This window comes from Kluyvera sichuanensis, assembly GCF_014218705.1.
Classification (GTDB): domain Bacteria; phylum Pseudomonadota; class Gammaproteobacteria; order Enterobacterales; family Enterobacteriaceae; genus Kluyvera; species Kluyvera sichuanensis.
Map to the genome: position 1 here is coordinate 178,664 of NZ_JABBJF010000003.1, position 25,272 is coordinate 203,935.

Consider the following 25,272-nt stretch of genomic DNA (forward strand, 5'->3'; position numbering starts at 1 on the left):
CAGCGGGAGAGGCGTATGAAAACGCTGCTGATTATCGATGCCAAACTCGGACAGGCTCGCGCTTATATGGCGAAGACCCTGCTGGGTGCGGCGGCGCAGAAAGCGCGCCTGGAGTTCATTGATAACCCGAACGACGCCGACCTGGCGATCGTGCTGGGCACTGCTCTGCCAGCGGATACCGCGCTGGCTGGCAAACAGGTTTACCTTGGCGATATCAACCGTGCAGTTTCCCATCCGGAACTGTTCCTGAGCGAAGCCAAATCCCACGCCCTGCCTTACGAGGCTCCGGCGCAGGCGGAGCCTACAGCCAAAGGTGCGGTAAAACGCATTGTGGCGGTCACCGCGTGCCCAACCGGCGTGGCACACACCTTTATGGCGGCTGAAGCCATTGAAACCGAAGCTAAAAAACGCGGCCTGTGGGTGAAAGTGGAAACCCGTGGCTCCGTGGGCGCTGGTAACGCGATTACGCCAGAAGAAGTTGAGCAGGCGGATCTGGTTATCGTGGCGGCGGATATTGAAGTGGATCTGGCGAAATTCGCCGGCAAGCCGATGTATCGCACCACCACCGGCCTGGCGCTGAAGAAAACCGCGCAGGAACTGGACAAAGCAATGGTTGAGGCGAAGCCGTATCAGCCAGCTGGCCAGAGCAAATCCCCGGCGGATTCTGCGAAGAAAGAGAGCGGCGGCGGGGCGTATCGTCACCTGCTGACCGGTGTTTCTTATATGCTGCCAATGGTCGTGGCGGGTGGTTTGTGTATCGCCCTGTCCTTTGCCTTCGGTATCAAAGCGTTTGAAGTGAAAGGTACGCTGGCGGCGGCGCTGATGCAGATCGGCGGCGGTTCAGCCTTCGCGCTGATGGTGCCGGTGCTGGCAGGCTTTATCGCCTTCTCCATTGCTGACCGTCCGGGTCTGACCCCAGGTCTTATCGGCGGTATGCTGGCGGTGAGCGGCGGTTCTGGGTTTATCGGCGGTATCATTGCAGGCTTCCTGGCCGGGTACGTCGCGAAACTTATCAGCACCAAGCTGAAGCTACCGCCAAGCATGGAAGCGCTGAAGCCAATTCTGATAATCCCGCTGGTCTCCAGCCTGATTGTTGGCCTGGCGATGATCTACCTGATCGGCACCCCGGTTGCGGCGCTGCTGAACTGGCTGACCCACTGGCTGCAAACCATGGGTACCGCGAACGCCGTCCTGTTGGGTGCGATCCTCGGTGCGATGATGTGTACCGACATGGGTGGCCCGGTGAACAAAGCGGCATACGCGTTCGGCGTAGGTCTGCTGAGTACCCAAACCTACGCGCCAATGGCAGCGATTATGGCGGCCGGTATGGTTCCACCGCTGGCAATGGGTATTGCTACGCTGATTGCGCGTAAGAAATTCGATCAGGGTCAACGTGAAGGTGGTAAAGCGGCGCTGGTTCTTGGCCTGTGCTTTATCTCCGAAGGGGCGATTCCTTTCGCGGCTCGTGACCCGATGCGCGTCCTGCCTTGCTGTATCGTCGGCGGTGCTGTTACCGGTGCTATTTCGATGGCGGTTGGTGCAAAACTGATGGCACCACACGGTGGTCTGTTCGTCCTGCTGATCCCTGGCGCTATCACGCCGGTAGTGGGTTATCTGGTGGCGATTATCGTGGGTACGCTGGTTGCTGGCCTCTCTTACGCGGTGTTGAAACGCCCGGAAGTCGTCGCTAAACAGGCATAAGTTTACCTTTATTCGGAAAGGGCAGAGCGATCTCTGCCCTTTTTTTATTTTTCAAATTTGTGTCCTGCCTTTCAATTTTTCCCTCGCTTTCAGTCATCCACAATAAAAATCTGTGACTCCCCTCATATCTATTCACTTTCGCGCTTGCGGACGGGTTTACTTTATCTAAACCAGGCTTATCATGAACATATGTTTGATAATGAACATGTGCTCTAATATAGTAGGTTGCTATCAACATCGTTAACGAACTCATTTTTATGGCAATTTATTGCCAGAGGACGTGCTATGCGTAAAAAGGAATACATTGTCACTATTGGCTCGGCCAATATGGATGTGGCTGGATATTCGCATGCTTCTTTAAACTATGCGGATTCCAATCCGGGAAAAATTAAATTTACGCCAGGCGGCGTCGGGCGCAACATTGCGCATAATTTAGCGTTGCTGGGAAAGGACTCATGGCTATTAACGGCTGTCGGCAGTGACTTTTATGGCCAATCATTATTAGCCCAGACCAGCCAGCCTGGCGTCCACGTCGATAAATGTCTTATCGTTTCTGGGGAAAATACCTCTAGTTATTTATCCCTACTGGATAATACCGGCGAAATGCTGGTGGCTATCAACGATATGTGTATTACCGAATATATTTCTGCTGAGTTTTTAGCGCAGCATGCAGATTTTATTCGTGGGGCAAAGGTGATTATTGCTGACTGTAATATCAGCGAAGCGGCGCTGACCTGGGTGCTGGAAAACGCTGGCTCCACGCCGGTATTTGTTGACCCAGTTTCAGCCTGGAAGTGCGTCAAAATTCGCGAGCGGTTGGGCAAAATACATACCCTGAAACCGAACCGTCTGGAAGCTGAAACCCTAAGCGGTATCACGCTCTCAGGGCGAGAGGATGTCGGCAAGGTTGCCGCATGGTTCCATGAGCATGGCCTGAATCGCCTGGTGCTTAGCATGGGCGGCGACGGCGTTTACTACAGCGATATTCACGGCGAACACGGTTGGTCACGACCGCTGAAAACCAACGTTATTAATGTTACCGGGGCCGGTGATGCGATGATGGCCGGGCTAGCTTCCTGCTGGGTTGATAACGTGCCGTTTATTGAGTCTGTCCGATTTGCGCAGGGTTGTTCATCAATGGCGCTGTCCAGTGAATATACCAATAACCCTGATCTTTCTATTGCGAACGTTACATCGTTAGTGGAGAACATAGAATGCCTGAATTAACTCTTTCCCCTGAATTATTACAAATTTCACCAGAAGTCCAGGAAGCTTTAAACAGCAAAAAGCCGATTGTTGCACTGGAATCGACCATTATTTCTCACGGCATGCCTTTCCCGCAGAATGCGCAAACGGCGATTGAAGTTGAAGAAACCATTCGCAAGCATGGTGCTGTTCCTGCAACGATTGCGATTATTGGCGGCGTAATGAAAGTCGGCCTGAGCAAAGAGGAAATCGAATTATTAGGCCGCGAAGGGCATAGCGTAACGAAAGTCAGTCGCCGTGATTTACCGTTTGTGGTTGCCGCCGGAAAAAATGGCGCGACCACCGTTGCCTCTACCATGATTATTGCCGCACTGGCCGGTATTAAAGTCTTTGCAACCGGCGGTATTGGCGGTGTTCACCGTGGTGCAGAGCACTCATTCGATATTTCCGCTGATTTACAAGAGCTAGCGCATACCAACGTTACGGTTATTTGTGCAGGCGCGAAATCTATTCTCGACCTCGGTTTAACCACTGAATATCTGGAAACCTTTGGCGTGCCGCTGATTGGTTATCAAACCCAGGCGCTGCCCGCATTTTTCTGCCGCACCAGTCCGTTTGAGGTCAGCATTCGCCTCGATAGCGCGAAAGAAATTGCTCGTGCAATGGCGGTGAAATGGCAGGCCGGTCTGAACGGCGGTCTGGTGGTGGCAAACCCTATTCCAGAACAGTTTGCGATGGCGGAAGAAGCAATCAATGCCGCTATCGATAGAGCGGTGAAGGAAGCGGAAGAGCAGGGCGTTGTGGGCAAAGAGAGCACGCCGTTCCTGCTGGCTCGCGTGGCGGAGTTGACCGGTGGCGATAGCCTGAAATCCAACATTCAACTGGTGTTCAACAACGCGGTGCTGGCTTGTGAAATTGCGAAGGAGTATCAACGCCTCGCATAAACCAACTTCACGGGCAGCGTGCGGTCGCCCGCGAATATCAAACATACCAAAACCTGGCGTTTACGCCGGGTTTCCTGGCATGAAGGGAAATCATTATGGATATAATGAGAAGTCTTGTGGGTATGGTGGTATTACTGGCCATCGCGTTTTTGCTGTCAGTGAATAAAAAGCGCATTAGCCTGCGTACCGTTGGCGCGGCGCTGGTGCTGCAAATTGCCATCGGCGGCATTATGCTCTATTTCCCGCCGGGGAAATGGCTGGTTGAGCAAGCGGCGCTGGGCGTTCACAAGGTGATGTCCTACAGCGATGCGGGCAGCGCCTTTATTTTTGGCTCGCTGGTGGGGCCGAAGATGGATGTACTGTTTGACGGTGCGGGTTTTATCTTCGCCTTCCGCGTGCTGCCCGCCATTATCTTTGTTACCGCGCTTATCAGCCTGCTTTACTACATTGGCGTGATGGGGCTGCTGATTCGCGTCCTCGGCGGCATTTTCCAGAAAGCGTTGAACATCAGCAAAATTGAGTCCTTCGTGGCCGTGACCACCATTTTCCTCGGGCAAAATGAGATCCCGGCGATCGTCAAACCGTTTATTCATCGCCTGAACCGCAATGAGCTATTTACCGCAATTTGTAGCGGTATGGCGTCTATCGCGGGGTCGATGATGATTGGCTATGCGGGCATGGGGGTGCCGATTGATTACCTGCTGGCGGCCTCGCTGATGGCTATTCCTGGTGGGATCCTGTTTGCCCGTATGCTGAGCCCGGCAACCGAGGCATCAACCGTCACCTTCGAAAACCTGTCATTTACCGACACACCGCCAAAAAGCATCATTGAAGCCGCGGCGAGCGGGGCGATGACCGGCCTGAAAATTGCGGCTGGCGTAGCGACGGTGGTGATGGCTTTTGTCGCTATTATCGCGCTTATTAACGGCATTATCGGCGGTATTGGTGGCTGGTTTGGTTTCGGTCATGCGACCCTGGAAGGGATTTTTGGCTGGGTGCTGGCGCCGCTTGCCTGGATTATGGGCGTCGACTGGAGCGATGCGACGCTTGCGGGCAGTTTGATCGGGCAGAAGCTGGCGATCAACGAATTTGTCGCCTATCTCAACTTCTCTCCGTACCTGCAAGCCGGCGGTTCGCTGGACGTGAAGACGATTGCGATTATCTCGTTTGCTCTGTGCGGTTTTGCCAACTTTGGCTCTATCGGGGTGGTGGTCGGGGCATTTTCCGCCATTGCGCCTCAGCGAGCGCCGGAAATTGCCCAGCTGGGGATGCGGGCGCTGGCGGCGGCAACGCTCTCTAACCTGATGAGCGCCACCATCGCCGGACTCTTTATCGGATTGTCATAATTAACGGAACCGTAAAGCCCAGGCGTTATGCCTGGGCGTTTTGCAGTAAGTAGATGGCGTTGTCAGCGGAGAGGGTAGGGTTATTGATGCTGACGCTGGCGCGCGACAGCGCAGCGCAGGCCATAGCGAAATTCGCGCGGTCGCGAAACTCGATTCCTTCCAGAAAACCGTAAATCAGCCCTGCCATAAAGCCGTCATCGGCACCGAAGCTATCGACAACGGTGTGCGCAGGTGGCGTCAGAACGAACTGCTCGCCATCTTTCTCGCTGCAGAAAACCGACTCATCTTCCAGACAGACAAAAATATGCTGAATGCCCTGTTGATGCAGCGAATTGACGGCCTGAACGCGGTCGGCTGCGGAAACAATAGGCTGGCCCCACAGGATCTCCAGCTCTTTCTGCGTCGGTTTCAGGGTATGAATACGTGAGAACCAGGTCTTGATTTTAGCCGCTTTAAACTCGGATACGGTATCCACGAACACCGGAATATCATCGGCAATGGTAAAGACCCACTCAATGGCTTCCGGCGTCAGGTTACAGTCAGCCAGCACGACGCCCGCGTGGCGAATCAGCTCTCGCGAACCGTTCAACAGCTGTGGCGTGAGCTGCTCAAGAATATGGGTGTCGTTAATGGCCAGCACCGTCTCTTCCTGCTGATTGGCAATGGAGAGATAGGTGGCGGTGCTATGCCCGTGCAGGCGAATACAGCTGGAGATATTCACTCCGGCCTGGCGGGTCTGTTCCAGCAGCGTTTCGCCGTAAAAATCACTGCCGACCGCCGAGATAAGATGCACATCGCGGCCCAGTAACGCCAGGTTGTGGGCAATATTGCGCCCCACGCCGCCGGCTGAACAACGGATGTTACCTGGGTTAGAGGCGGCCTGCGGGTAGTGAATATCTGCAATACCGCGAATATCCATATTGATGGCACCCACCGCCACGCAGTACTCCTGTTCGGTGAGGATATAGCCTTTACCTTTGATCATTCCTTTGCGCATCAGATCCATAATATGCGCCGCCACGCGAGAGCGGCTGATCTGCAAAATATCGGCAATCTCGTTTTGCTGAATCAGCGGATTGCGACGCAGGATCTTGAGTATCTGCTTTTCCCTGTCGTTCATGATTAGGCTTCCACCGTTTCCTGCTGTTGCGCCTTCAGCCACGCAATTTCTTCACCCCAGATATCCGGGTTGGTGGTTTCCAGCACCAACGGGATACCGTCAAAGCGGTTGTCCTGCATGATAAAGCGGAACGCATCGTGGCCGATGTTGCCGAGGCCCAGACTCTGGTGGCGGTCAACGCGACTGCCGAACTCGCTTTTGGCGTCGTTGAGGTGCATGCCGCGCAGATACTGGAAGCCGACAATGCGTTCGAATTCAGCAAAGGTTTCCGCGCAGGCTTCGGTGGTACGCAGGTCGTAGCCCGCGGCAAACGCGTGACAGGTATCGATGCAGACGCCGACGCGAGACTTATCTTCTACGCCGTCAATGATGGCCGCCAGATGCTCGAACTTAAAGCCGAGATTGCTGCCCTGACCGGCCGTGTTCTCAATCACCGCCGTGACGCCTTCGGTTTGTGCCAGTGCGATGTTGATGGATTCGGCAATACGCGCCAGGCACTTATCTTCGTCAATTTGCAACAGGTGGCTGCCCGGGTGGAAGTTCAGCAACGTCAGCCCCAACTGCTGGCAGCGTGCCAGTTCGTCGATAAAGGCTTCGCGGGATTTCTCCAGCGCCTCTTCAACCGGGTGGCCGAGGTTAATCAGGTAGCTGTCGTGAGGAAGAATTTGTGCCGGGGTGTAGTGATATTTTTCACAGGCGGCTTTGAAGTCGTCGATAACCTCGGCGGTTAACGGCGCGGCGCGCCACTGGCGCTGATTTTTGGTGAACAGGGCGAATGCGGTCGCTTCGATTTCCGCAGCCCGAATTGCGGCGTTTGCCAGGCCGCCCGCGGCGCTGACGTGCGCTCCAATGTATTTCATATCGTTAAACCCGCCATACTCAAAAGGGGGAGTATAGCGGGTTAAAAGCGCTTAGTCGTTGTCGATTATGCCATCACGCTATGGATAGCGTAGTTAATCGCACCGCCGCCAACAATCAGCCAGATGAACAGCACCAGCGCCATCATCAGCGGTTTTGCACCGGCTTTTTTCAGTGCGCTAACGTGAGTGGTCACACCCAGTGCCGCCATGGCCATGGCCAGCATAATGGTGTCCAGCGTAATCAGCATTTGCACCACGCTGTTTGGCAGCAGGTGGAACGAGTTAAAGATGGTGACCACGATAAACATGATGGCAAACCATGGGATCGTGATTTTGCTTTTCTCGGTCGCACCGGCTGGAGCCAGTTGTTTAACGCGAGCGGCCATAAACAGCAGGAACGGTGCCAGCATCATTACGCGCAGCATTTTGGCAATGACCGCGGCGTTTTCCGTTTCTGGCGTTACCGCATGGCCAGCTGCCACAACCTGCGCCACTTCGTGCATGGTGGAACCGATATAGATCCCGTAAGCCTCAGGGCTAAACCAGTGCGCCAGCAGCGGGTACATGGCTGGGTAGATGAAGATAGCCAACGTACCGAAGATAACCACGGTCGCTACCGCGACGGTCACTTTGCTTGCCTCAGCTTTTACGACGGGTTCGGTCGCCAGTACTGCCGCCGCGCCGCAGATACTGCTACCTGCACCAATTAGCCAACTGGTGTGTTTATCCAGACCAAAGACTTTTTGCCCGAGCCAGCAGGCCATCATAAAGGTACTGCAAAGCGTCAGGGCATCGATCACAATCCCACTTACGCCCACGTCTGCAATCTGGGAAAAGGTCAGGCGGAAGCCGTAAAGAATGATCCCCAGACGCAGTAAATGCTGCTTGGCGAACAGTACGCCGCCGTCGCAGGACTGCCAGAGTTTCGGGTAAATCGTGTTACCAATCACCATCCCAAACAGGATGGCCAGCGTCAATGCGCTCATGCCGACGCCTGCAACGGCCGGGATATTGCCGATCCAGACTGCGGCGCCGGTAATCACGGCGGTCAGCGCAAGACCTGGGATAAAATGTTTGATACCGCGATGATGATGCGTTTCTAAGGTGACCTGTGTCATAGCCTTCTCCTTTGTCTGGCTAAAAGAGTACGCCTCGCTGGTTTAAAGATAAAATTGATTATATATTTATAATTAATCGTAATAACTGGTAAGGGCGGCCCAGGCGGGCTGAAGCGCTATGCATATCACGCTGCGGCAGTTAGAAGTTTTTGCAGAGGTACTGAAAAGTGGCTCCACCACCCAGGCATCGCAGATGCTGGCGCTGTCGCAGTCGGCGGTCAGCGCGGCGCTCACCGATCTGGAAGGCCAACTCGGCGTTCAGCTTTTTGACCGCGTCGGTAAACGGCTGGTGGTTAACGAGCACGGCCGTCTGCTCTACCCGCGCGCGCTGGCGCTGCTTGAACAAGCCGGGGAGATAGAACAGCTGTTTCGTGAAGATAACGGCGCGATTCGCGTCTATGCCAGTAGCACCATCGGCAACTATATTCTGCCGGGCATTATCGCTCGCTACCGCAAAGACTTTCCTGCGCTGCCGCTGGAACTGAGCGTGGGTAACAGTCAGGATGTAATTAACGCGGTGGCGGACTTCCGCGTCGATATCGGCCTTATCGAAGGCCCATGCCACTCGGCGGACATTATTGCTGAGCCGTGGCTCGACGATGAGCTGGTGGTGTTCTCCGCGCCAAACAGCGCCTGGTTGTTGGGAGAGGTGACGCTCGAAAAGCTGGCAATGGCGCCGTGGATCCTGCGTGAGAAGGGGTCGGGCACGCGGGAGATCGTCGATTATCTGCTGCTTTCACACCTGCCGCAGTTCCAGATGGGTATGGAGCTTGGCAACTCGGAAGCCATTAAACACGCAGTACGCCATGATCTTGGCATCAGCTGCCTGTCGCGGCGGGTCATTGCCGAACAGCTTGAAGCCGGGACGCTGGTGGAAGTGACCATTCCGCTGCCGACGCTCAGCCGCACGCTGTGGCGCATCCATCACCGACAAAAGCACCTCTCCAACGCGCTCAAGCGTTTTCTGCACTACTGCGATATCTAAAATCGCCATCGGATGCTTTACTTATAATAAGAGAGCGATCATGAAGCTCTCTTATAACTGCGCATTTCTACCATGATATGCCGGAATCGTCTGTTACAATCGCGCCTCATTTTTTGGATGGATAGCATTTTCACATGGGTTCCGAAACAAAAACCACACAAGCGCCCGCGTTACGTCGCGAACTCAAGGCGCGTCACCTGACGATGATCGCCATTGGCGGTTCCATTGGTACAGGTCTGTTTGTTGCGTCCGGCGCAACCATTTCTCAGGCGGGCCCGGGCGGCGCGCTGTTTTCCTATATTCTGATTGGCCTGATGGTGTACTTCCTGATGACCAGTCTTGGCGAGCTGGCAGCCTATATGCCGGTATCCGGTTCTTTTGCCACCTATGGCCAGAACTATGTGGAAGAGGGCTTCGGCTTCGCGCTGGGCTGGAACTACTGGTACAACTGGGCGGTAACGATCGCCGTTGACCTGGTGGCCGCACAGCTGGTGATGAGCTGGTGGTTCCCGGATACCCCAGGCTGGATCTGGAGTGCGCTGTTCCTGTGCGTCATCTTCCTGCTGAACTACATCTCGGTTAAAGGCTTTGGCGAAGCGGAATACTGGTTCTCGCTGATTAAAGTCGCGACCGTTATCATCTTTATTATCGTCGGCATCATGATGATCCTCGGCATCTTCAAAGGTGCGCAGCCGGTGGGCTGGAGCAACTGGACAACCGGTGATGCGCCGTTTGCCGGTGGGTTATCAGCGATGATTGGCGTGGCGATGATCGTCGGCTTCTCCTTCCAGGGTACCGAACTTATCGGTATTGCGGCGGGCGAATCTGAAGATCCAGAGAAGAACATTCCGCGCGCAGTCCGTCAGGTGTTCTGGCGTATCCTGCTGTTCTATGTGTTCGCGATCCTGATTATCAGCCTGATCATCCCTTACACCGACCCAAGCCTGCTGCGTAACGACGTGAAAGATATCTCCGTCAGCCCGTTCACGCTGGTGTTCGAACACGCGGGTCTGCTCTCTGCGGCGGCGATTATGAACGCGGTTATCCTGACGGCGGTGCTGTCGGCGGGTAACTCCGGGATGTACGCTTCTACCCGTATGCTCTACACCCTGGCCTGCGACGGCAAAGCGCCGCGCATCTTCGCGAAGCTCTCCCGTGGCGGCGTGCCGCGTAACGCGCTGTATGCAACAACCGTGATTGCTGGCCTGTGCTTCCTGACCTCAATGTTTGGCAACCAGACCGTTTACCTGTGGCTGCTGAACACCTCCGGGATGACCGGCTTTATCGCCTGGCTGGGGATTGCGATTAGCCATTATCGTTTCCGTCGCGGCTATGTGATGCAGGGTCATGACCTGAATAATCTGCCGTACCGTTCCGGGTTCTTCCCACTGGGGCCAATCTTTGCCTTCGTACTGTGCCTGATCATTACCTTGGGCCAGAACTACGAAGCCTTCCTGGCCGATACCATCGACTGGGGCGGCGTAGCGGCAACCTATATCGGTATTCCGCTGTTCCTAGTTATCTGGTTCGGCTATAAGCTGACCCGCGGTACGCACTTCGTGAGCTATAGCGAAATGCACTTCCCGGAACGCTTTAAGAAATAATCAGCCGTTCGGCATAATGTGAAAAACCTCTCTTCGGAGAGGTTTTTTTATGCCTGCCGTCTATGAAGTAGACGCAAATAGTTACTTCTTGACATAACTTTAAATAAACTTAATTGATAATCATTATCATTACGTTTATTATCACGCCTCATATAAATAGATGAAGCCATTTCCACTCCTGATAGATAAAACCTGGAGGGACCAGCCACATCTGCATAAAACAACAGGCCGTCGGTCAACGGCATTGCAGCAGCATTTGTGAGTAAGACCTCTTTGTTTTAATTCAGTATTCACCTCATGGAGATAGGAAATGTTCAGGTTAAACCCCTTGGTTCGGGGCGGGCTTTGTGCGTCCGTAATGTCCCTGGCGCTGCCGGTCAGCGCTGCAGATGATAAAGACGTGATGGTCGTGACGGCGGCTGCCACCGAACAAAGCGTGAAGGATGCGCCCGCGAGTATCAGCGTCATCACCCAGGAAGACCTGCAGCGCAAGCCGGTGCAGAACCTGAAGGATGTGCTGAAAGAGGTTCCGGGCGTTCAGCTCACCAACGAAGGGGATAACCGTCAGGGCGTGAGTATTCGCGGCCTGGACAGCAGCTATACCCTGATTCTTATCGACGGCAAACGCGTCAACTCGCGTAACGTCGTCTTCCGCCACAACGATTTCGACCTCAACTGGATCCCGGTAGACGCTATCGAGCGCATTGAAGTGGTGCGTGGGCCGATGTCTTCGCTGTACGGCTCCGATGCGTTGGGCGGGGTGGTTAACATCATCACCAAAAAGATTGGCGCCAAATGGACCGGCACCGTCACCGCTGACACCACCATTCAGGAACACCGCGACCGTGGCGACACCTGGAACGGCCAGTTCTATACCGCCGGCCCGCTGGTGGACGGCGTGCTGGGTATGAAAGCCTTTGGTAGTCTGGCAAAACGCGAGAAAGACGATCAACAACCCTCCAGCACCAGCGCGACCGGTGAAAGCCCACGTATTGAAGGCTTCACCAGCCGCGATGCCAATGTCGAGTTCGCCTGGACGCCAAACGAGAGCAACGATATCACCGCAGGCTATGGTTTCGACCGCCAGGACCGCGACTCCGATTCGCTCGACCGTAACCGCGTTGAACGCCAGAACTACTCGTTAAGCCACAATGGCCGCTGGGAGTTGGGCAACAGCGAGCTTAAATATTACGGCGAGAAGGTGGTGAATAAGAACCCGGGTAACGCCAGTGAAATCACCTCTGAAAGCAACACCATCGACGGTAAATATGTACTGCCGCTGGGGGCGATTAATCAGTTGGTGACCTTAGGTGGCGAATGGCGTCACGACAAGCTGAGTGACCCGGTTAACCTGACGCGCGGCACCAGCAGCGAAACCTCAGCCAGCCAGTACGCGCTGTTCCTTGAAGACGAATGGCGCATCTTTGAACCGCTGGCACTGACCACCGGTATCCGTATGGACGATCACCAAACCTATGGTGACCACTGGAGCCCGCGTGCGTACCTGGTCTATAACGCGACCGATACCGTGACGGTGAAAGGGGGCTGGGCCACGGCGTTTAAATCGCCTTCGTTGCTGCAGCTGAGCCCGGACTGGGCCACCAACTCCTGTCGCGGCGGCTGCCGAATTGTCGGTAGCCCGGACCTGAAGCCGGAAACCAGCGAGAGCTATGAAATCGGCCTCTACTATCAAGGGGAAGAGGGCTGGCTGGAGGGCGTGCAGGCGAACGTGACCACCTTCCAGAACGATATCGACGACATGATTAACATCAGCCGTACGCGCGATAAAAATGCTGCGCCGGGCTATCCGAACTTTGTCGGCTTCGATAACGGCGTGCCGGTGTTTGCCTACTACAACGTCAACAAAGCGCGTATCCGCGGCGTGGAGTCTGAGCTGAAGGTGCCGGTTGGCGACGACTGGAAGGTAACACTGAATTATACCTATAACGACGGTCGAGACCTGAGCAACGGTGGTGACAAGCCGCTGCAGGAGCTGCCGTTCCACACCGGTAACGGGCGCGTGGACTGGAGCCCGATTCAGGACTGGACATTCTATCTGGCGGGAAGCTACACCGGTAAGCAGCGTGCTACCACGGCAACCTCGAAAACGCCGGGCGGCTATACCACCTGGGATATCGGCGGTGCATGGCAGGCGACCAAAGACGTTAAGCTGCGCGCGGGCGTGCTCAACGTGGGGGATAAAGACCTGAATCGTGATGACTACAGCTATAACGAAGACGGTCGTCGCTACTTTATGGCGGTGGATTACCGCTTCTAAACCTGTGCGAAACCCGGCGGCGCTGACGCTTGGCCGGGCTACATACGAGGGTAGCCCGGGCGAGCGCAAGCGACCCCGGGAAACTGGCCCGAAAAGCGCAACGCCATCGGGCCTTTTATTACCAGTAGCTCTGCCAGTTCTGCGTCGCGCGCACCATCGCTTCCATCAGGAAATAATCCCCCCAGCTACAGCACTCGTCCACGCCAATCCCGCCTTTAAAGTAATAGACCGAATGCTTAAGCAGCCCCTGACCCGGCGTATGCTCGCGGTTAATGTAACCGTCGATCATATTGCCAATCATCCGTAGTGCTATGGTTTCATAGCTCTCGCGATCCGGATGGGTGACTGTCAGATGTTTAACCAGCTCCAGTAGGGCGCAGGCTACAATCGCCGCCGCTGAACTGTCGCGCTCGCTGGCAGGATCGGTCAGCGCCAGATCCCAATAGCAAATGAGATCCTCCGGCAGCCGGTTCAGGTAGTAATTCGCCAGCGTCTGGCTCAGCGCCAGCAGGCGTTCATCGCCGGTGTGCAGGTAGTTCAGCAGGAAACCGTACACGCCCCACGCCTGGCCGCGCGCCCAGCATGAATCGTCGGAGAAGCCCTGATGGGTGTTGCCAAAGCGCGGCTCGCCGGTTTCCACGTCCATATACCAGGTATGGAAGGTCGAACCGTCTTCACGCACGATATGGCGGCGCGCCCGCTCAATGTGCTGCTTTGCCGCCTCGGCGTAGCGCGGGTCGCCGCTGGCCGCGCTGGCTTCATACAGCAGCGGCAGGTTCATGTTGCAGTCGATGATCATGCGGCCCTGCTGCTCAGGGTTATTCAGCTCGCCCCATGCCTGAATAATCCCAGCTTTCTCGTTGTAGCGCTCCATCAGCGCCTCGGCGGCGAGCAGGGCGATGTAGCCCGCTTCACGGTTGCCGGTCAGGCGTTCGCCCGCCACGCAGGAGAGGCTATAAAGGAAGCCCAGATCGTGATGGTTGGTGTGGTCGCGGTTAATAATCCGCTGGCCGAAGGAGTGGATATGCTGTTCCGCCAGCGTGCGGTAGCGCTCAAGTCCCGTCCACTCATAGGCCAGCCACAGCTGCCCGGTCCAGAAGCTGGTGGTCCATTCGACGTTATCAATAATCGGATAGACCCCGTTTTTACAGGCTGCATCCGGGAAGCGAGTGCCGAAATAGTCGGCGTTGTCATCAATTGCCTTCAGCAGCGCGGGCATCGCCCCGCGAATTTTACGGCCAATCTCTTCACGTTCGCCCGGTTTCAGGGTGTGTAAGGCGAGCGGTTCTTTTCTGATCTGTTCAGACATCATGCTGGCATATTCCCGTTTTAATTCAGCGCTTGCTGCTTGATTTCCTGTTCTACAGCGCTTTTTTTATGGCTGTAGCAGGTCGATAAGGTGAGGGCTGAGACACCGGTAAACACCAGGGCGATAATGCCCATGATGAGATAGGTGTGCTCGAAGCCGATGGTTTGATAGGCGTAACCCGCCGGTGGCGCGACGACGATAGAACCGACGTAGATCATCGCCTGGTAGCCCAGCAGATACATGGTGGCGTTAACGCGTTTGTCGAAATGCTCGGCAATGTATTTGAAAACCGACACCAGAATCAGGGCAATCTCAATACCGTAGAGCGGCTTGACGAGGCAGATAATCAGCGGGTCGTTAGTCATGCCGGAGATAATCAGGCGCAGGCTGATCACCAGCCCGGTGAGCAGCATGCCCTGCTTGGCACCGATGCGGTTGATAATGGCCGGTACTAGCATCATGCCGAAGAATTCAGCGGCGGACTGCGCGGTGCTCATATAGCCGAACATCGCGTTGCCTTCCTCTTTGGTGGTGAAGAAGGTGACGAAGTAGCGTGAGAACTGCTGCTCGGCGATAAACATCATCCAGGCCACGCCTGCAATATAGAGCGCAAACATCCAGAACTTGCGGTTTTTCAGCAGGTTCAGCACGTCGGTAATGACGATTTTCTCTTTTGATAAAACGTTATTCTCTTCTTTGCCGAAGTGGTCCACCTTGAGCGTCAGCAGCACGGCAAACATGCATAGGGCTGACACGCTGCTGATGGCGAAGTTGATTTTTGGCGAAATGTTGTAGAGGAAGCCAGAGAAGGAGGAGGCGGTCGCCCAGCCGAGCGCCGCCCACATGCGAATACGGCCAAACTCCATGTTATACAGGCGGCTGAAGCGATCGACGTAGGACTCTTCCGCCGCCACGCCCGCGTACCAGCCGAGGCTAAAGAACAGCGCGCCGACAATCATGCCGGTGATGAAATGCGTTTGCAGCAGCGGCAGGTAGATCCAGATATAGAACGGTGCCATCAGCGCTGAGACGATGCAGACAAAATAGAGCAGATGCTTCTTCATGCCGATTTTGTCCATGATGTAACCGTACACCGGCTTAATCACCACCGCGAAAACACCGTTCACCGCGAAGACGGTGCCGATATCCACGGCATCAAGCCCCGCTTTATCACCAAGCCAGATGGCGTACAGGCCGAAGCTTGCCGCCCAGGTAAAGGTAAACAGAAAAACAAAGAGACTGAGTTTTATATACGCCGAACGTGTCGACTGAATCATCGTGGTCATTGCGGTCTCCGCCGTTATCCAGAGGTCAGGGTTATTTTAGGGTGAGCGTCAGGTCGTTCACGGTTAACTGCTGTGTCGTCACATTAAAATGCAATGGCCCCGGCAGCTCACGCACTGCACCCGGGTCGGCGCTGACGTAACAGGCGAGCCAGTGGGTTCCGGCGCTAAGCTGTGCGCGCAGACAGGGGATAGTGGCAGGTGCGGCGTACAGCAAATTGCTGTTTGGCGGCGTGGTGACGATGAACGGTTGGCGGCTGTCGGTCAGACCCACCATCCGGCTGTAGTGGTGTGTGGTTTCAAGGGTGACGCTGTTGTCGGTAACGGTCTGGCGCATTTGCTGGTGGCAATTAGCGGCAAACCCGCCTTCAACGCACTCCAGCGTTCGCGGCGTGTGTACGCGGTGCACGCGCACATGGCCTTCCTGCAGCGCAACCAGCCAGGTACTGACGGTCACATCGGCCCACGGACGCCATTCGCTGCGTACCCAGTCATCCGTTACCTCAGCGCTGTCGCACTCGCGGCGGCCGCGATAGTAGTCATCGCCGTTGCTGAACAGCAGCATGGAATCCACCGCCGCATGGCTCAGGCCAAAGCGCCCGCGCTCGAGGGTAAAACCAAACTGGCTGGAGTAGGCGAATTTGCAGTACTTCTGCTCGAAGTTGACGAAGTTGTTTTTGTCGAACTGACCGGACATCAGCATCCACGCGTGGCGCTGTTCATCGCTGTGGACGATGATTTGCCCGGCTTCGGGAACAGGGTGAACGGCATCCAGCGTCGGCAGCGGTTCGCAGGCGGCCTGCCAGAAGGCGCTCTCTTCCGGCAGCGCCAGAATCAGCATCGCTTTCAGTGCCCAGTAAGGGGAGCCTGGGCTGTTGTAGTCCTCGGCCATAATCAGGTTTGGATAGCTGTAGCCAATGGTGAACAGGCCGTCGGCGCCGATAAACGGCTTATCGAGCCAGCCTTCAAGGTGGCGCAGAATCAGCCCCTTCACCACGCCCGGGGTAAAGACCTCCAGTTCGGTAAAGGCGACCGCGCTCCAGAACGCGACCTGCACAAAGCGGTAGGTCAGGCTGCGGCCAAACGGAATCCCCTCGCCGTTAGCAGCAAAGTAATAGGCGTAATCTTTGGCAAACTGCTGGGCGCGCTGGCGATAGCGCAGGCAGCGCTCGGGGTCGACATCCTGCATAAAGTGGCTGTAGATCAGGCCATAAAAATGGAAGGCGCTGGAGATGTAATAGTCGCGCGGTTTGCCCGCACCGTCGCTGTACCAGCCGTTGCCGAGCCAGAAGGGCTCAATGGCGTCGAGATGACGATTGATGACCGCCATGTCGTAGGGGCGTCCGACGCATTTCAGCCCCAGTTGGATCAGCACCGGGAAGAAGTGCCAGTTATTGTCCGGCACCGCAACGTCTGCGCTCTGGCTGAGCCAATGGGTGAGGTTATCCTGCTCTTTGGCTGAAAGTGATGACCACAGCTTACCGTTAGGCAGCGCGAGGCCAAGGCCAAAGGCCGCCATTTCCACGCAGCGCTGGTCGTTGTCGCCTACATCGCCCCAGTATCCCGCATGCTGCGGGTTGCTGCCGTTACGCACTCCAGTGACGAAGGCGTCGTGCCACGCGGGCACGCTGCCGCCGCTCACCAGCGGAAACAGTCCCCACATCAAGCGAACAAAACCCTCCATTCCGGCGACATCGTCCGGGTATTGCGCAGCGGTATCGCCCGCATGAAGTTGCGTGCAGTCTGCCGATAAACGGGGAACTGCCGCCGCTATCCAACCCTCGACTAATGCACCGTATTCTTGTTTCGTCAGCATGATGAAATCCCGTTTCAGTTTGTTGATGGCGGACGAATAATAGGAATTTGGCGTGGTTAGCAAATGTGATTACGCTCTTACTTTTAAGCATGAAGGGTAATTAAAAATAATTTTATGGCGTAATTTGGCGTAAAAGTTTTATTCCGATGATGAAAGTTTAAGTTTATTAACATGTGGGGCTGGCGCAGTGGCACATTCACAACCTACGGAAGACACTACCTATCTCGAGCAGATTCATCTCAACGATAAATCTATCTATTTCAACCGGATGCAGAATCTTCCCGCTAACTATTACCACTGGCACCAATGCGCGGAGATCCTCACCGTTTCACGGGGCGTGGGTATCGCGCTGATGGAGCATCAGCAATATACGGTGAAGCCGGGGCGGCTGTTTATTTTCCCGCCAGGCAAGCTGCACAAGGTCTACGTTGAGCAAAGCGAGCGCAACCTTTATCACCGCACCACGCTGCACTTTAACCCGTCGTTGATTGAGCCCTGGCTGCGGGATTTTCCTCGTCAGCAGATGCTGCTACGCCATCTCTGCGGGCGTGGTGAAAAGGCGAGGGTGTTTGACGTTGGCGACCTGCAGCCGGTGATTGAAACGCTGTTACAGCGCTTTGAAACCTTAACGCACGAAGAGAGCTGGAGCACCAGCGACAGCGCGTTTTTAATTATGCAACTGATTAGCCTGCTGCCACAGCAGGAGCAGGCGGTGGGGCATAACACCTTCTCATCGACGATTATCCGCTGGCTGGAGAATCACTATCATGAACGCTGTTCGTTAGAGGAGATTGCCGACGTGATGGGGTGTTCGCGCGGGCATACTTCGCGGCGATTTCATGATGAAACCGGCGGGACGATTCAGGAATATTTGATGATGCGGCGCATTCGCCAGGCCTGCGAGCTGTTGCTGCACTCACAGCATTCAGTGAGGGAGATTGCCGAAAGGGTCGGCTTTACCGAATACGCGTGGTTTATTACCTGTTTTCGCAAGAATATGGGGAAAACGCCGTTGCAGTATCGCAAGGCGTATCCGTACACGTTGCCGGAGAGGTAGCCCGGATGAGGCGCGTAAGCGCCGACACCGGGACCATCATTATTTCAATAGATACTCGGCGTGGAAACGCAGGTGATCTTCAATAAACGTGGCAATAAAGTAATAGCTATGGTCGTAACCCGGCTGAATGCGCAGGGTGAGCGGCCAGTCTTTCTGCCGTGCTGCCTCGGCGAACACCGCAGGCTGGAGCTGGTCGGCGAGGAACTGGTCGTTATCGCCCTGGTCAATGAGCATCGGGATAGCATGCTCCGCCTGACTTGCCAGCAGCAGCTCGGTGCTGTCCCACTCTTTCCAGCGAGCAACGTCATCGCCCAGATAGGCGCTAAAGGCTTTCTGCCCCCACGGCACCCGGCTTGGGTTGACGATCGGCGCGAAGGCCGACGCGCTGCAATATTTGCCCGGATTTTTGAGCGCCAGCATCAGCGCACCGTGGCCGCCCATGGAGTGGCCGCTAATCGCGCTGCGTGCGCTCACGTTGAACTGCGCCTGGATAAGCGCCGGGAGCTCATCGCACAGATAATCATACATCCGATAGTGCGCAGCCCACGGGGATTCGGTGGCGTTCAGGTAGAAGCCTGCGCCCTGGCCGAGATCGTAACCGGCATCGTTGGCAACGCCGTCGCCGCGTGGGCTGGTATCGGGCATTACCAGCACAATGCCCAGTTCAGCGGCAACACGCTGCGCCCCGGCTTTGGTGGTGAAGTTCTCATCGTTACAGGTCAGGCCGGACAGCCAGTACAGCACCGGTGGCGGCGTTTTTTTCCCTTCCGGAGGTAAAAACAGACTAAAGGTCATCGGGCAATTTAGCGTGGCAGAATGGTGCTGCCAGCGCTGCTGCCAGCCGCCATAACAGCGGTGCTCTTCAAGCATTTCCATGCGGGCTCCTCGCGGTTTTGGTCAAAATATATCAGTCCATCATACAGATAATTCATCGGCGGTGAGTAACTTTCACTTCCGCATAACATCCACATGTTGCATCATAAAGATAACTTTACATTTACATCCGGGGCATTCATGCCGGTACGTATTGCGCTAAGTGGGTTTCTGGTACTGGTAGTGGCGATGGGGATAGGGCGCTTCGCGTTTACCCCACAGGTGCCGTTGATGATCGGCGAAGGCGAGCTGACGCTGACCAGCGCCGGGCTGGTCGCCGCGCTGAACTATCTGGGGTATCTGGTTGGCGCGTGGGATGCCATGCGCGCCCATCGCGGTGTGGAAATGCGTCTCTATTTAGGGATTGTGGGCGCCGTTGCGCTGACCTTCCTCTCGGCGCTGGCGGATAACGCCTGGCTGCACGGCGCGCTGCGTTTTGTCATTGGCTGCATGAGCGGCTGGGCAATGGTGCTGACGGCGGCGTGGGTTAACGAACGGCTGGCGCACTATGCGAGGCCTGGCCTCAGCGCGGCGGTATTTGCCGGGCCGGGCGCCGGTATTGCGCTAAGCGGTTTGCTCGGCGTGTTTATTCATGCACAGTCGCTGAGCGCAGCGGCGGGCTGGCAGCTTTATGGCGTACTGGCACTGCTGCTGGTGGCGTTGATTGGCCGCTGGCTGCCGCGTCCGGGTGAACTGCACCGCAGCGGCGAAAAGCCCGAGCCGCTGACTTTAACCACTAATCTGAAACGGCTGGTGTGGAGCTATAGTCTGGCAGGCTTCGGCTATATCCTGCCCGCTACCTTTTTATCGCAGATGGCGAGCCATCGCTTTCCTGAGAGCCTGTTTGCGCAGTTTATCTGGCCGATTTTCGGTCTGGCGAGCGTTATGGGTATTGGCCTGAGTATCGCCATGCGTGGGGTAGGTCACGCGCATCAGCGTCTGGCCGTCGTACTGTGGCTTCAGGGGCTGGGCGTACTGCTGGCCTGGCTGCTACCGGGGATGAGCGGGCTGGTGTGCGGCGCGCTGCTGGTCGGCGGCGGATTCCTGGCGGCGGTGCAGCTGTCGCTGCTGTATGGCCGCGAACTCGCGCCAAAACACGCGCGCTATATGGCCGGACTGCTGACCACCGGTTACGCCGTTGGGCAATTAGTGGGACCGATGACCTCGGCAATATCCACCTGGCTCACGCAACGGCTGGAGCCCGCGCTGGGCATTGCCGCCGTGGCCTTACTGATTGGCGGAGCGCTGGTCTGGCGTCCGCGGGTTGAAAGAGAATAACGATTGCAATAATTATCGCGACGAATACTGGATTCTGTGCGTCGCCTCACGCACAATGAGTGCAAACTTTGCACCGAAAAAGCAAAGCGCCACACCTGCAGGAGAATAAACGATGTCATCACTGAGTAAAGAAGCGGTCCTGGTTCATGAAGCGCTGGTCGCCCGTGGTCTGGAAACGCCGCTGCGCCCATCGGAGCGCGAAATGGATAATGAAACCCGTAAGCGTCTGATCACCGGGCATATGACTGAGATCATGCAGCTGCTGAATCTCGATCTGAGTGATGACAGTCTGATGGAAACGCCGCATCGCATTGCAAAAATGTATGTCGATGAGATTTTCTCCGGGCTTGATTACGCTAATTTCCCGAAAATTACCGTCATTGAAAACAAAATGAAGGTCGACGAAATGGTAACGGTGCGCGATATCACCTTAACCAGCACCTGCGAACACCATTTTGTCACCATCGACGGTAAAGCGACCGTGGCCTATATCCCGAAAGATTCGGTGATTGGTCTGTCGAAAATCAACCGTATCGTGCAGTTCTTCGCTCAGCGCCCACAGGTGCAGGAGCGTCTGACGCAGCAGATTCTGACCGCGCTGCAAACTTTGCTCGGTACCAACAACGTGGCGGTTTCTATTGACGCGGTGCATTACTGCGTGAAAGCGCGTGGCATTCGTGATGCGACCAGCGCCACCACCACAACCTCGCTGGGCGGCCTGTTTAAGTCCAGCCAGAATACCCGCCAGGAGTTCTTGCGCGCGGTACGTCACCACAATTAATTGACCAACGGAGCAGGGTACATGGAGCGAAACGTCACGCTGGATTTTATTCGTGGCGTAGCCATACTGGGTATCCTGCTGCTGAACATCAGCGCCTTCGGCTTGCCGAAGGCCGCCTATCTTAACCCTGCCTGGTACGGCGAAATTACCTCTCGCGATGCCTGGACGTGGGCCATTCTTGACCTGTTTGCGCAGGTGAAATTCCTCACCCTGTTTGCGCTGCTGTTTGGTGCAGGTCTTCAGCTATTGCTACCGCGCGGTTCACGCTGGATCCAAAGCCGTCTGACGCTGCTGGCGCTGCTTGGGTTTATCCACGGGCTACTGTTCTGGGACGGCGACATTTTGCTGGCCTATTCGCTGGTGGGGCTGGTTTGCTGGCGGCTGGTGCGCGACGCGCGTGAAGTGAAAGCATTATTCAACACCGGCGCGATGCTGTACGTGATTGGCGTGGCCGTGCTGCTGTTACTTGGGCTGATTGCCGATAACGGACAAAGCCGTTCATGGGTGCCGGATGCTTCAAGCCTGCTCTACGAACATTACTGGAAGCTGAATGGCGGAATGGAAGCCATCACTAACCGCAGCGATATGCTGTCGGCGAACCTGCTGGCGCTCGGTGCGCAGTACGGCTGGCAGCTGGCGGGCATGATGCTGATGGGCGCGGCGCTGATGCGCTGCGGCTGGCTGAAAGGGCAGTTCAGCCACCGCCACTATCGTCGCTGCGCGGCGGTGTGTATTTCGCTTGGTATGCTGATTAACCTGCCGGCGATTGCCGCCCAGTGGCATCTCGGCTGGGACTATCGCTGGTGTGCGTTCCTGCTGCAGGCGCCGCGTGAAATCAGCGCGCCTATCCAGACGCTGGGCTATGCGGCGCTGGCCTACGCTTACTGGCCGCAAATCAGCCGTAGCCGGCTGGCGGCGGCGGTGGTCTGCGTCGGGCGCATGGCGCTCACCAACTATCTTCTGCAAACGCTTATCTGCACCACGCTGTTTTATCACTTCGGCCTGTTTATGGAATTCGATCGCCTGACGCTGCTGGCGTTTGTCGTTCCCATCTGGCTGGTCAACCTCGCGTTCTCGCTGCTGTGGCTGCGCTATTTCCGTCAGGGGCCGGTTGAATGGCTCTGGCGACAATTGACGGCAAAAGCGTCAGGTGTGTCATTTCGCGGCACATTTAGATAACGATCCAGATCACAACCATTAACAAAATGGATGTAACCGTTTCCAACCCTGTGACCTCACTCACGTAGTTGCCGCAAGCTCGCTGCCAGAATAGCGCTCACGCTGGACATAGGGGGTGTATCGTGAACTGCAGCAATTTTCAACCGGGCGGTGTGTATGGTCACCATTCGTGATGTCGCCCGCCAGGCGGGCGTCTCCGTTGCCACCGTTTCGCGGGTGCTGAACAACAGCGCGCTGGTCAGCCATGAGACGCGCGACATGGTCATGAAAGCGGTGTCAGCGCTGGGCTATCGCCCGAACGCCAACGCGCAGGCGCTGGCTACGCAGGTCAGCGATACCATTGGCTGCGTGGTGATGGATGTGTCCGACGCCTTTTTTGGTGCGCTGGTCAAAGCGGTGGATACCGTCGCCCAGCAGCATCATAAATATGTTCTTATCGGCAATAGCTACCACGAAGCAGAAAAAGAGCGTAACGCCATTGAGGTGCTGATTCGTCAGCGCTGTAGCGCGTTAATCGTCCATTCAAAAGCCTTAAGCGATCGTGAACTGAGCGAGTTTATGGCGCAGATGCCCGGCATGGTGCTCATCAACCGCATCGTTCCCGGCTATGCCCATCGCTGCGTTTGCCTTGATAACGTCAGTGGTGCGCTGATGGGGACGCGAATGCTGCTCAATCATGGTCATCAACGTATTGGTTATCTCGCCTCCAGCCACCGCATTGAAGATGATGATATGCGGCGGGAAGGGTGGGCGCGTGCGCTGCTGGAGCAGGGAATTGTGGCCCCCGATAGCTGGGTCGGCACCGGCTCGCCGGATATGCAGGGCGGGGAAGCGGCGATGGTTGAGCTGCTCGGACGCAATGCCGGGCTGACGGCAGTGTTTGCCTATAACGACAATATGGCGGCCGGGGCGCTTAGCGCGCTTAAAGATAACGGCATTGCCGTGCCGCAGCAGGTGTCGGTCATTGGCTTTGATGATATTCCCATCGCCCGCTATACCGACCCGCAGCTGACAACTATCCGCTACCCGATTGTTTCTATGGCAAAACAGGCCACGGAACTGGCGCTGTTAGGGGCGGCAGGAAAGCTTGACGGCGAAGCAACGCACTGCTTTATGCCGACCTTGGTTCGCCGCCATTCGGTGGCGCAACGGCAATTTGTGCATCCCATCACGAACTGATTTGTTAGCTCGATGTAACCGTTTTCAATCTGTGAGTAAATTCACAGATTGTTAACATCGGCATGGCTATGATGGCAGCGTTTATCAGGCTGAAACATGATGTAACGGTGATTAATCACTTTTTATAACGTATTCCAGCTGCAAAAACAGTTTAGAACGTCATCTGGATTGTTACTCAACACGGAAGAACAAATTTTTATCAGTGAATTTCGTCGAGCAGTAACATTCCGTTAACGCTGCCCGCCGATTATTTTCACCCGAACTACCCTGCATAATAAAACCGGAGATACCATGAATAAGAAGGTGTTAACCCTGTCTGCCCTGATGGCCAGCATGTTTTTCGGTGCAGCAGCTCACGCTGCCGATACGCGTATTGGTGTGACAATTTATAAATACGACGACAACTTTATGTCCGTTGTGCGTAAAGCTATCGAGAAAGATGCGAAAACCGCGCCGGACGTTCAGCTGCTGATGAACGACTCCCAGAACGACCAGTCCAAGCAGAACGACCAGATTGACGTGCTGCTGGCAAAAGGCGTGAAAGCGCTGGCAATTAACCTGGTTGACCCAGCGGCGGCGGGCACGGTTATTGAAAAAGCGCGCGGCCAGAACGTGCCGATCGTCTTCTTCAACAAAGAACCTTCTCGTAAAGCGCTGGATAGCTATGACAAAGCGTTCTACGTCGGTACTGACTCTAAAGAGTCCGGTATTATCCAGGGCGACCTGATTGCTAAACACTGGGCGGCGAACCCGAACTGGGACCTGAACAAAGACGGCCAGATTCAGTTCGTTCTGCTGAAAGGCGAACCGGGCCACCCGGATGCTGAAGCGCGTACCACCTACGTTATCAAAGAGCTGAACGACAAGGGCCTGAAAACCCAGCAGCTGGCGTTAGATACCGCAATGTGGGATACCGCTCAGGCGAAAGATAAGATGGACGCATGGCTGTCCGGCCCTAACGCCAACAAAATTGAAGTCGTTATCGCCAACAACGATGCGATGGCAATGGGTGCGGTAGAAGCGCTGAAAGCACACAACAAATCTTCCATCCCAGTATTCGGCGTTGATGCCCTGCCAGAAGCGCTGGCGCTGGTGAAATCCGGTGCGATGGCCGGTACCGTGTTGAACGATGCGAACAACCAGGCGAAGGCGACCTTCGATCTGGCGAAAAACCTCGCGGCCGGTAAAGGTGCTGCTGATGGTACCAACTGGAAGATCGAGAACAAAATCGTCCGCGTTCCTTACGTTGGCGTAGATAAAGACAACCTTAGCGAATTCACCGGTAAGTAATCTTTAAATATATAGGGCGCGCATTTGTGCGCCCTATAAATACTGACGCAGAAATATCGCAGCCA

General features: G+C 55.7%; 20 protein-coding genes. 13 read left to right on the plus strand and 7 right to left on the minus strand.

Features of this window, described 5'->3' with window-relative positions:
• Positions 1 to 15 precede the first annotated feature (15 nt).
• The 4 genes from fruA to HII27_RS05180 all read left to right on the plus strand — a co-directional run bounded on the left by fruA (position 16) and on the right by HII27_RS05180 (position 5,197).
• A complete protein-coding gene (fruA, locus tag HII27_RS05165) occupies positions 16 to 1,701 on the plus strand; it encodes a PTS fructose transporter subunit IIBC (RefSeq protein WP_185666894.1) in 1,686 nt (561 codons plus the stop codon).
• Positions 1,702 to 1,986: 285 nt separating this feature from the next.
• The gene (locus tag HII27_RS05170; protein ID WP_185666895.1) at positions 1,987 to 2,928 is read left to right on the plus strand and encodes a pseudouridine kinase; all 942 of its coding nucleotides are present in this window, start codon (positions 1,987 to 1,989) and stop codon (positions 2,926 to 2,928) included.
• Positions 2,916 to 3,851 (plus strand): pseudouridine-5'-phosphate glycosidase, encoded by a 936-nt coding sequence (locus HII27_RS05175; protein ID WP_185666896.1) that lies wholly within the window; start codon positions 2,916 to 2,918, stop codon positions 3,849 to 3,851. The genes HII27_RS05170 and HII27_RS05175 overlap by 13 nt, the downstream gene beginning before the upstream one ends.
• A gap of 95 nt (positions 3,852 to 3,946) precedes the next feature.
• Positions 3,947 to 5,197, plus strand: a complete 1,251-nt coding sequence (locus HII27_RS05180) for a NupC/NupG family nucleoside CNT transporter (protein ID WP_185666897.1) — start codon at positions 3,947 to 3,949, stop codon at positions 5,195 to 5,197.
• A gap of 25 nt (positions 5,198 to 5,222) precedes the next feature.
• Here HII27_RS05180 and HII27_RS05185 read toward each other — a convergent pair whose 3' ends face one another.
• The 3 genes from HII27_RS05185 to HII27_RS05195 form a co-directional block, all read right to left on the minus strand.
• Entirely contained in the window at positions 5,223 to 6,317 is a 1,095-nt protein-coding gene (locus HII27_RS05185; RefSeq protein WP_185666898.1) for a sugar kinase, read from the minus strand.
• A 2-nt stretch (positions 6,318 to 6,319) separates the two neighbouring features.
• Positions 6,320 to 7,177: a deoxyribonuclease IV gene (nfo, locus tag HII27_RS05190; RefSeq protein ID WP_185666899.1), complete on the minus strand. Its 858-nt coding sequence runs from the start codon at positions 7,175 to 7,177 to the stop codon at positions 6,320 to 6,322.
• A 65-nt stretch (positions 7,178 to 7,242) separates the two neighbouring features.
• Positions 7,243 to 8,295 carry a YeiH family protein gene (locus HII27_RS05195; protein WP_185666900.1) on the minus strand — a complete coding sequence of 351 codons (1,053 nt, stop codon included), beginning with the start codon at positions 8,293 to 8,295 and terminating at the stop codon, positions 7,243 to 7,245.
• Positions 8,296 to 8,413: 118 nt separating this feature from the next.
• On the opposite strand from HII27_RS05195, the gene yieE reads away from it, so the two are divergent.
• From yieE to cirA, 3 genes are all read left to right on the plus strand, one after another.
• Positions 8,414 to 9,280, plus strand: coding sequence for a DNA-binding transcriptional regulator YeiE (gene yieE, locus HII27_RS05200; RefSeq protein WP_185666901.1), 867 nt, complete (start codon positions 8,414 to 8,416; stop codon positions 9,278 to 9,280).
• Positions 9,281 to 9,414: 134 nt separating this feature from the next.
• Positions 9,415 to 10,884: an amino acid permease gene (locus HII27_RS05205; RefSeq protein ID WP_185666902.1), complete on the plus strand. Its 1,470-nt coding sequence runs from the start codon at positions 9,415 to 9,417 to the stop codon at positions 10,882 to 10,884.
• 310 nt (positions 10,885 to 11,194) lie between these two features.
• Positions 11,195 to 13,162, plus strand: coding sequence for a catecholate siderophore receptor CirA (gene cirA / locus HII27_RS05210; protein ID WP_185666903.1), 1,968 nt, complete (start codon positions 11,195 to 11,197; stop codon positions 13,160 to 13,162).
• 118 nt (positions 13,163 to 13,280) lie between these two features.
• On the opposite strand, the gene HII27_RS05215 is transcribed toward cirA, so the two are convergent.
• The 3 genes from HII27_RS05215 to HII27_RS05225 are packed head-to-tail and all read right to left on the minus strand — an operon-like array spanning position 13,281 to position 17,570.
• Positions 13,281 to 14,471 carry a glycoside hydrolase family 88 protein gene (locus HII27_RS05215; protein WP_185667037.1) on the minus strand — a complete coding sequence of 397 codons (1,191 nt, stop codon included), beginning with the start codon at positions 14,469 to 14,471 and terminating at the stop codon, positions 13,281 to 13,283.
• Positions 14,472 to 14,491: 20 nt separating this feature from the next.
• Complete coding sequence (locus tag HII27_RS05220; protein ID WP_185666904.1) at positions 14,492 to 15,757, minus strand: oligosaccharide MFS transporter; 1,266 nt, start codon at positions 15,755 to 15,757, stop codon at positions 14,492 to 14,494.
• Between the two features lie 31 nt (positions 15,758 to 15,788).
• Positions 15,789 to 17,570 (minus strand): DUF2264 domain-containing protein, encoded by a 1,782-nt coding sequence (locus HII27_RS05225; protein WP_185666905.1) that lies wholly within the window; start codon positions 17,568 to 17,570, stop codon positions 15,789 to 15,791.
• A 187-nt stretch (positions 17,571 to 17,757) separates the two neighbouring features.
• Here HII27_RS05225 and HII27_RS05230 point away from each other — a divergent pair, with 187 nt between their 5' ends.
• Positions 17,758 to 18,627: an AraC family transcriptional regulator gene (locus HII27_RS05230; protein WP_317983834.1), complete on the plus strand. Its 870-nt coding sequence runs from the start codon at positions 17,758 to 17,760 to the stop codon at positions 18,625 to 18,627.
• Between the two features lie 39 nt (positions 18,628 to 18,666).
• On the opposite strand, the gene fghA is transcribed toward HII27_RS05230, so the two are convergent.
• Complete coding sequence (gene fghA, locus HII27_RS05235) at positions 18,667 to 19,503, minus strand: S-formylglutathione hydrolase (RefSeq protein ID WP_185666906.1); 837 nt, start codon at positions 19,501 to 19,503, stop codon at positions 18,667 to 18,669.
• A 138-nt stretch (positions 19,504 to 19,641) separates the two neighbouring features.
• Here fghA and HII27_RS05240 point away from each other — a divergent pair, with 138 nt between their 5' ends.
• The 5 genes from HII27_RS05240 (at position 19,642) to mglB (ending at position 25,207) form a co-directional block, all read left to right on the plus strand.
• Entirely contained in the window at positions 19,642 to 20,778 is a 1,137-nt protein-coding gene (locus tag HII27_RS05240) for a YbfB/YjiJ family MFS transporter (RefSeq protein WP_185666907.1), read from the plus strand.
• A gap of 112 nt (positions 20,779 to 20,890) precedes the next feature.
• A complete protein-coding gene (gene folE / locus HII27_RS05245; RefSeq protein ID WP_035893451.1) occupies positions 20,891 to 21,559 on the plus strand; it encodes a GTP cyclohydrolase I FolE in 669 nt (222 codons plus the stop codon).
• 21 nt (positions 21,560 to 21,580) lie between these two features.
• Positions 21,581 to 22,738, plus strand: coding sequence for a DUF418 domain-containing protein YeiB (gene yeiB, locus HII27_RS05250; protein WP_185666908.1), 1,158 nt, complete (start codon positions 21,581 to 21,583; stop codon positions 22,736 to 22,738).
• A gap of 156 nt (positions 22,739 to 22,894) precedes the next feature.
• Complete coding sequence (gene galS, locus HII27_RS05255; RefSeq protein ID WP_185666909.1) at positions 22,895 to 23,917, plus strand: HTH-type transcriptional regulator GalS; 1,023 nt, start codon at positions 22,895 to 22,897, stop codon at positions 23,915 to 23,917.
• A 291-nt stretch (positions 23,918 to 24,208) separates the two neighbouring features.
• Positions 24,209 to 25,207 (plus strand): galactose/glucose ABC transporter substrate-binding protein MglB, encoded by a 999-nt coding sequence (mglB, locus tag HII27_RS05260; RefSeq protein WP_185666910.1) that lies wholly within the window; start codon positions 24,209 to 24,211, stop codon positions 25,205 to 25,207.
• Positions 25,208 to 25,272: the final 65 nt, after the last annotated feature.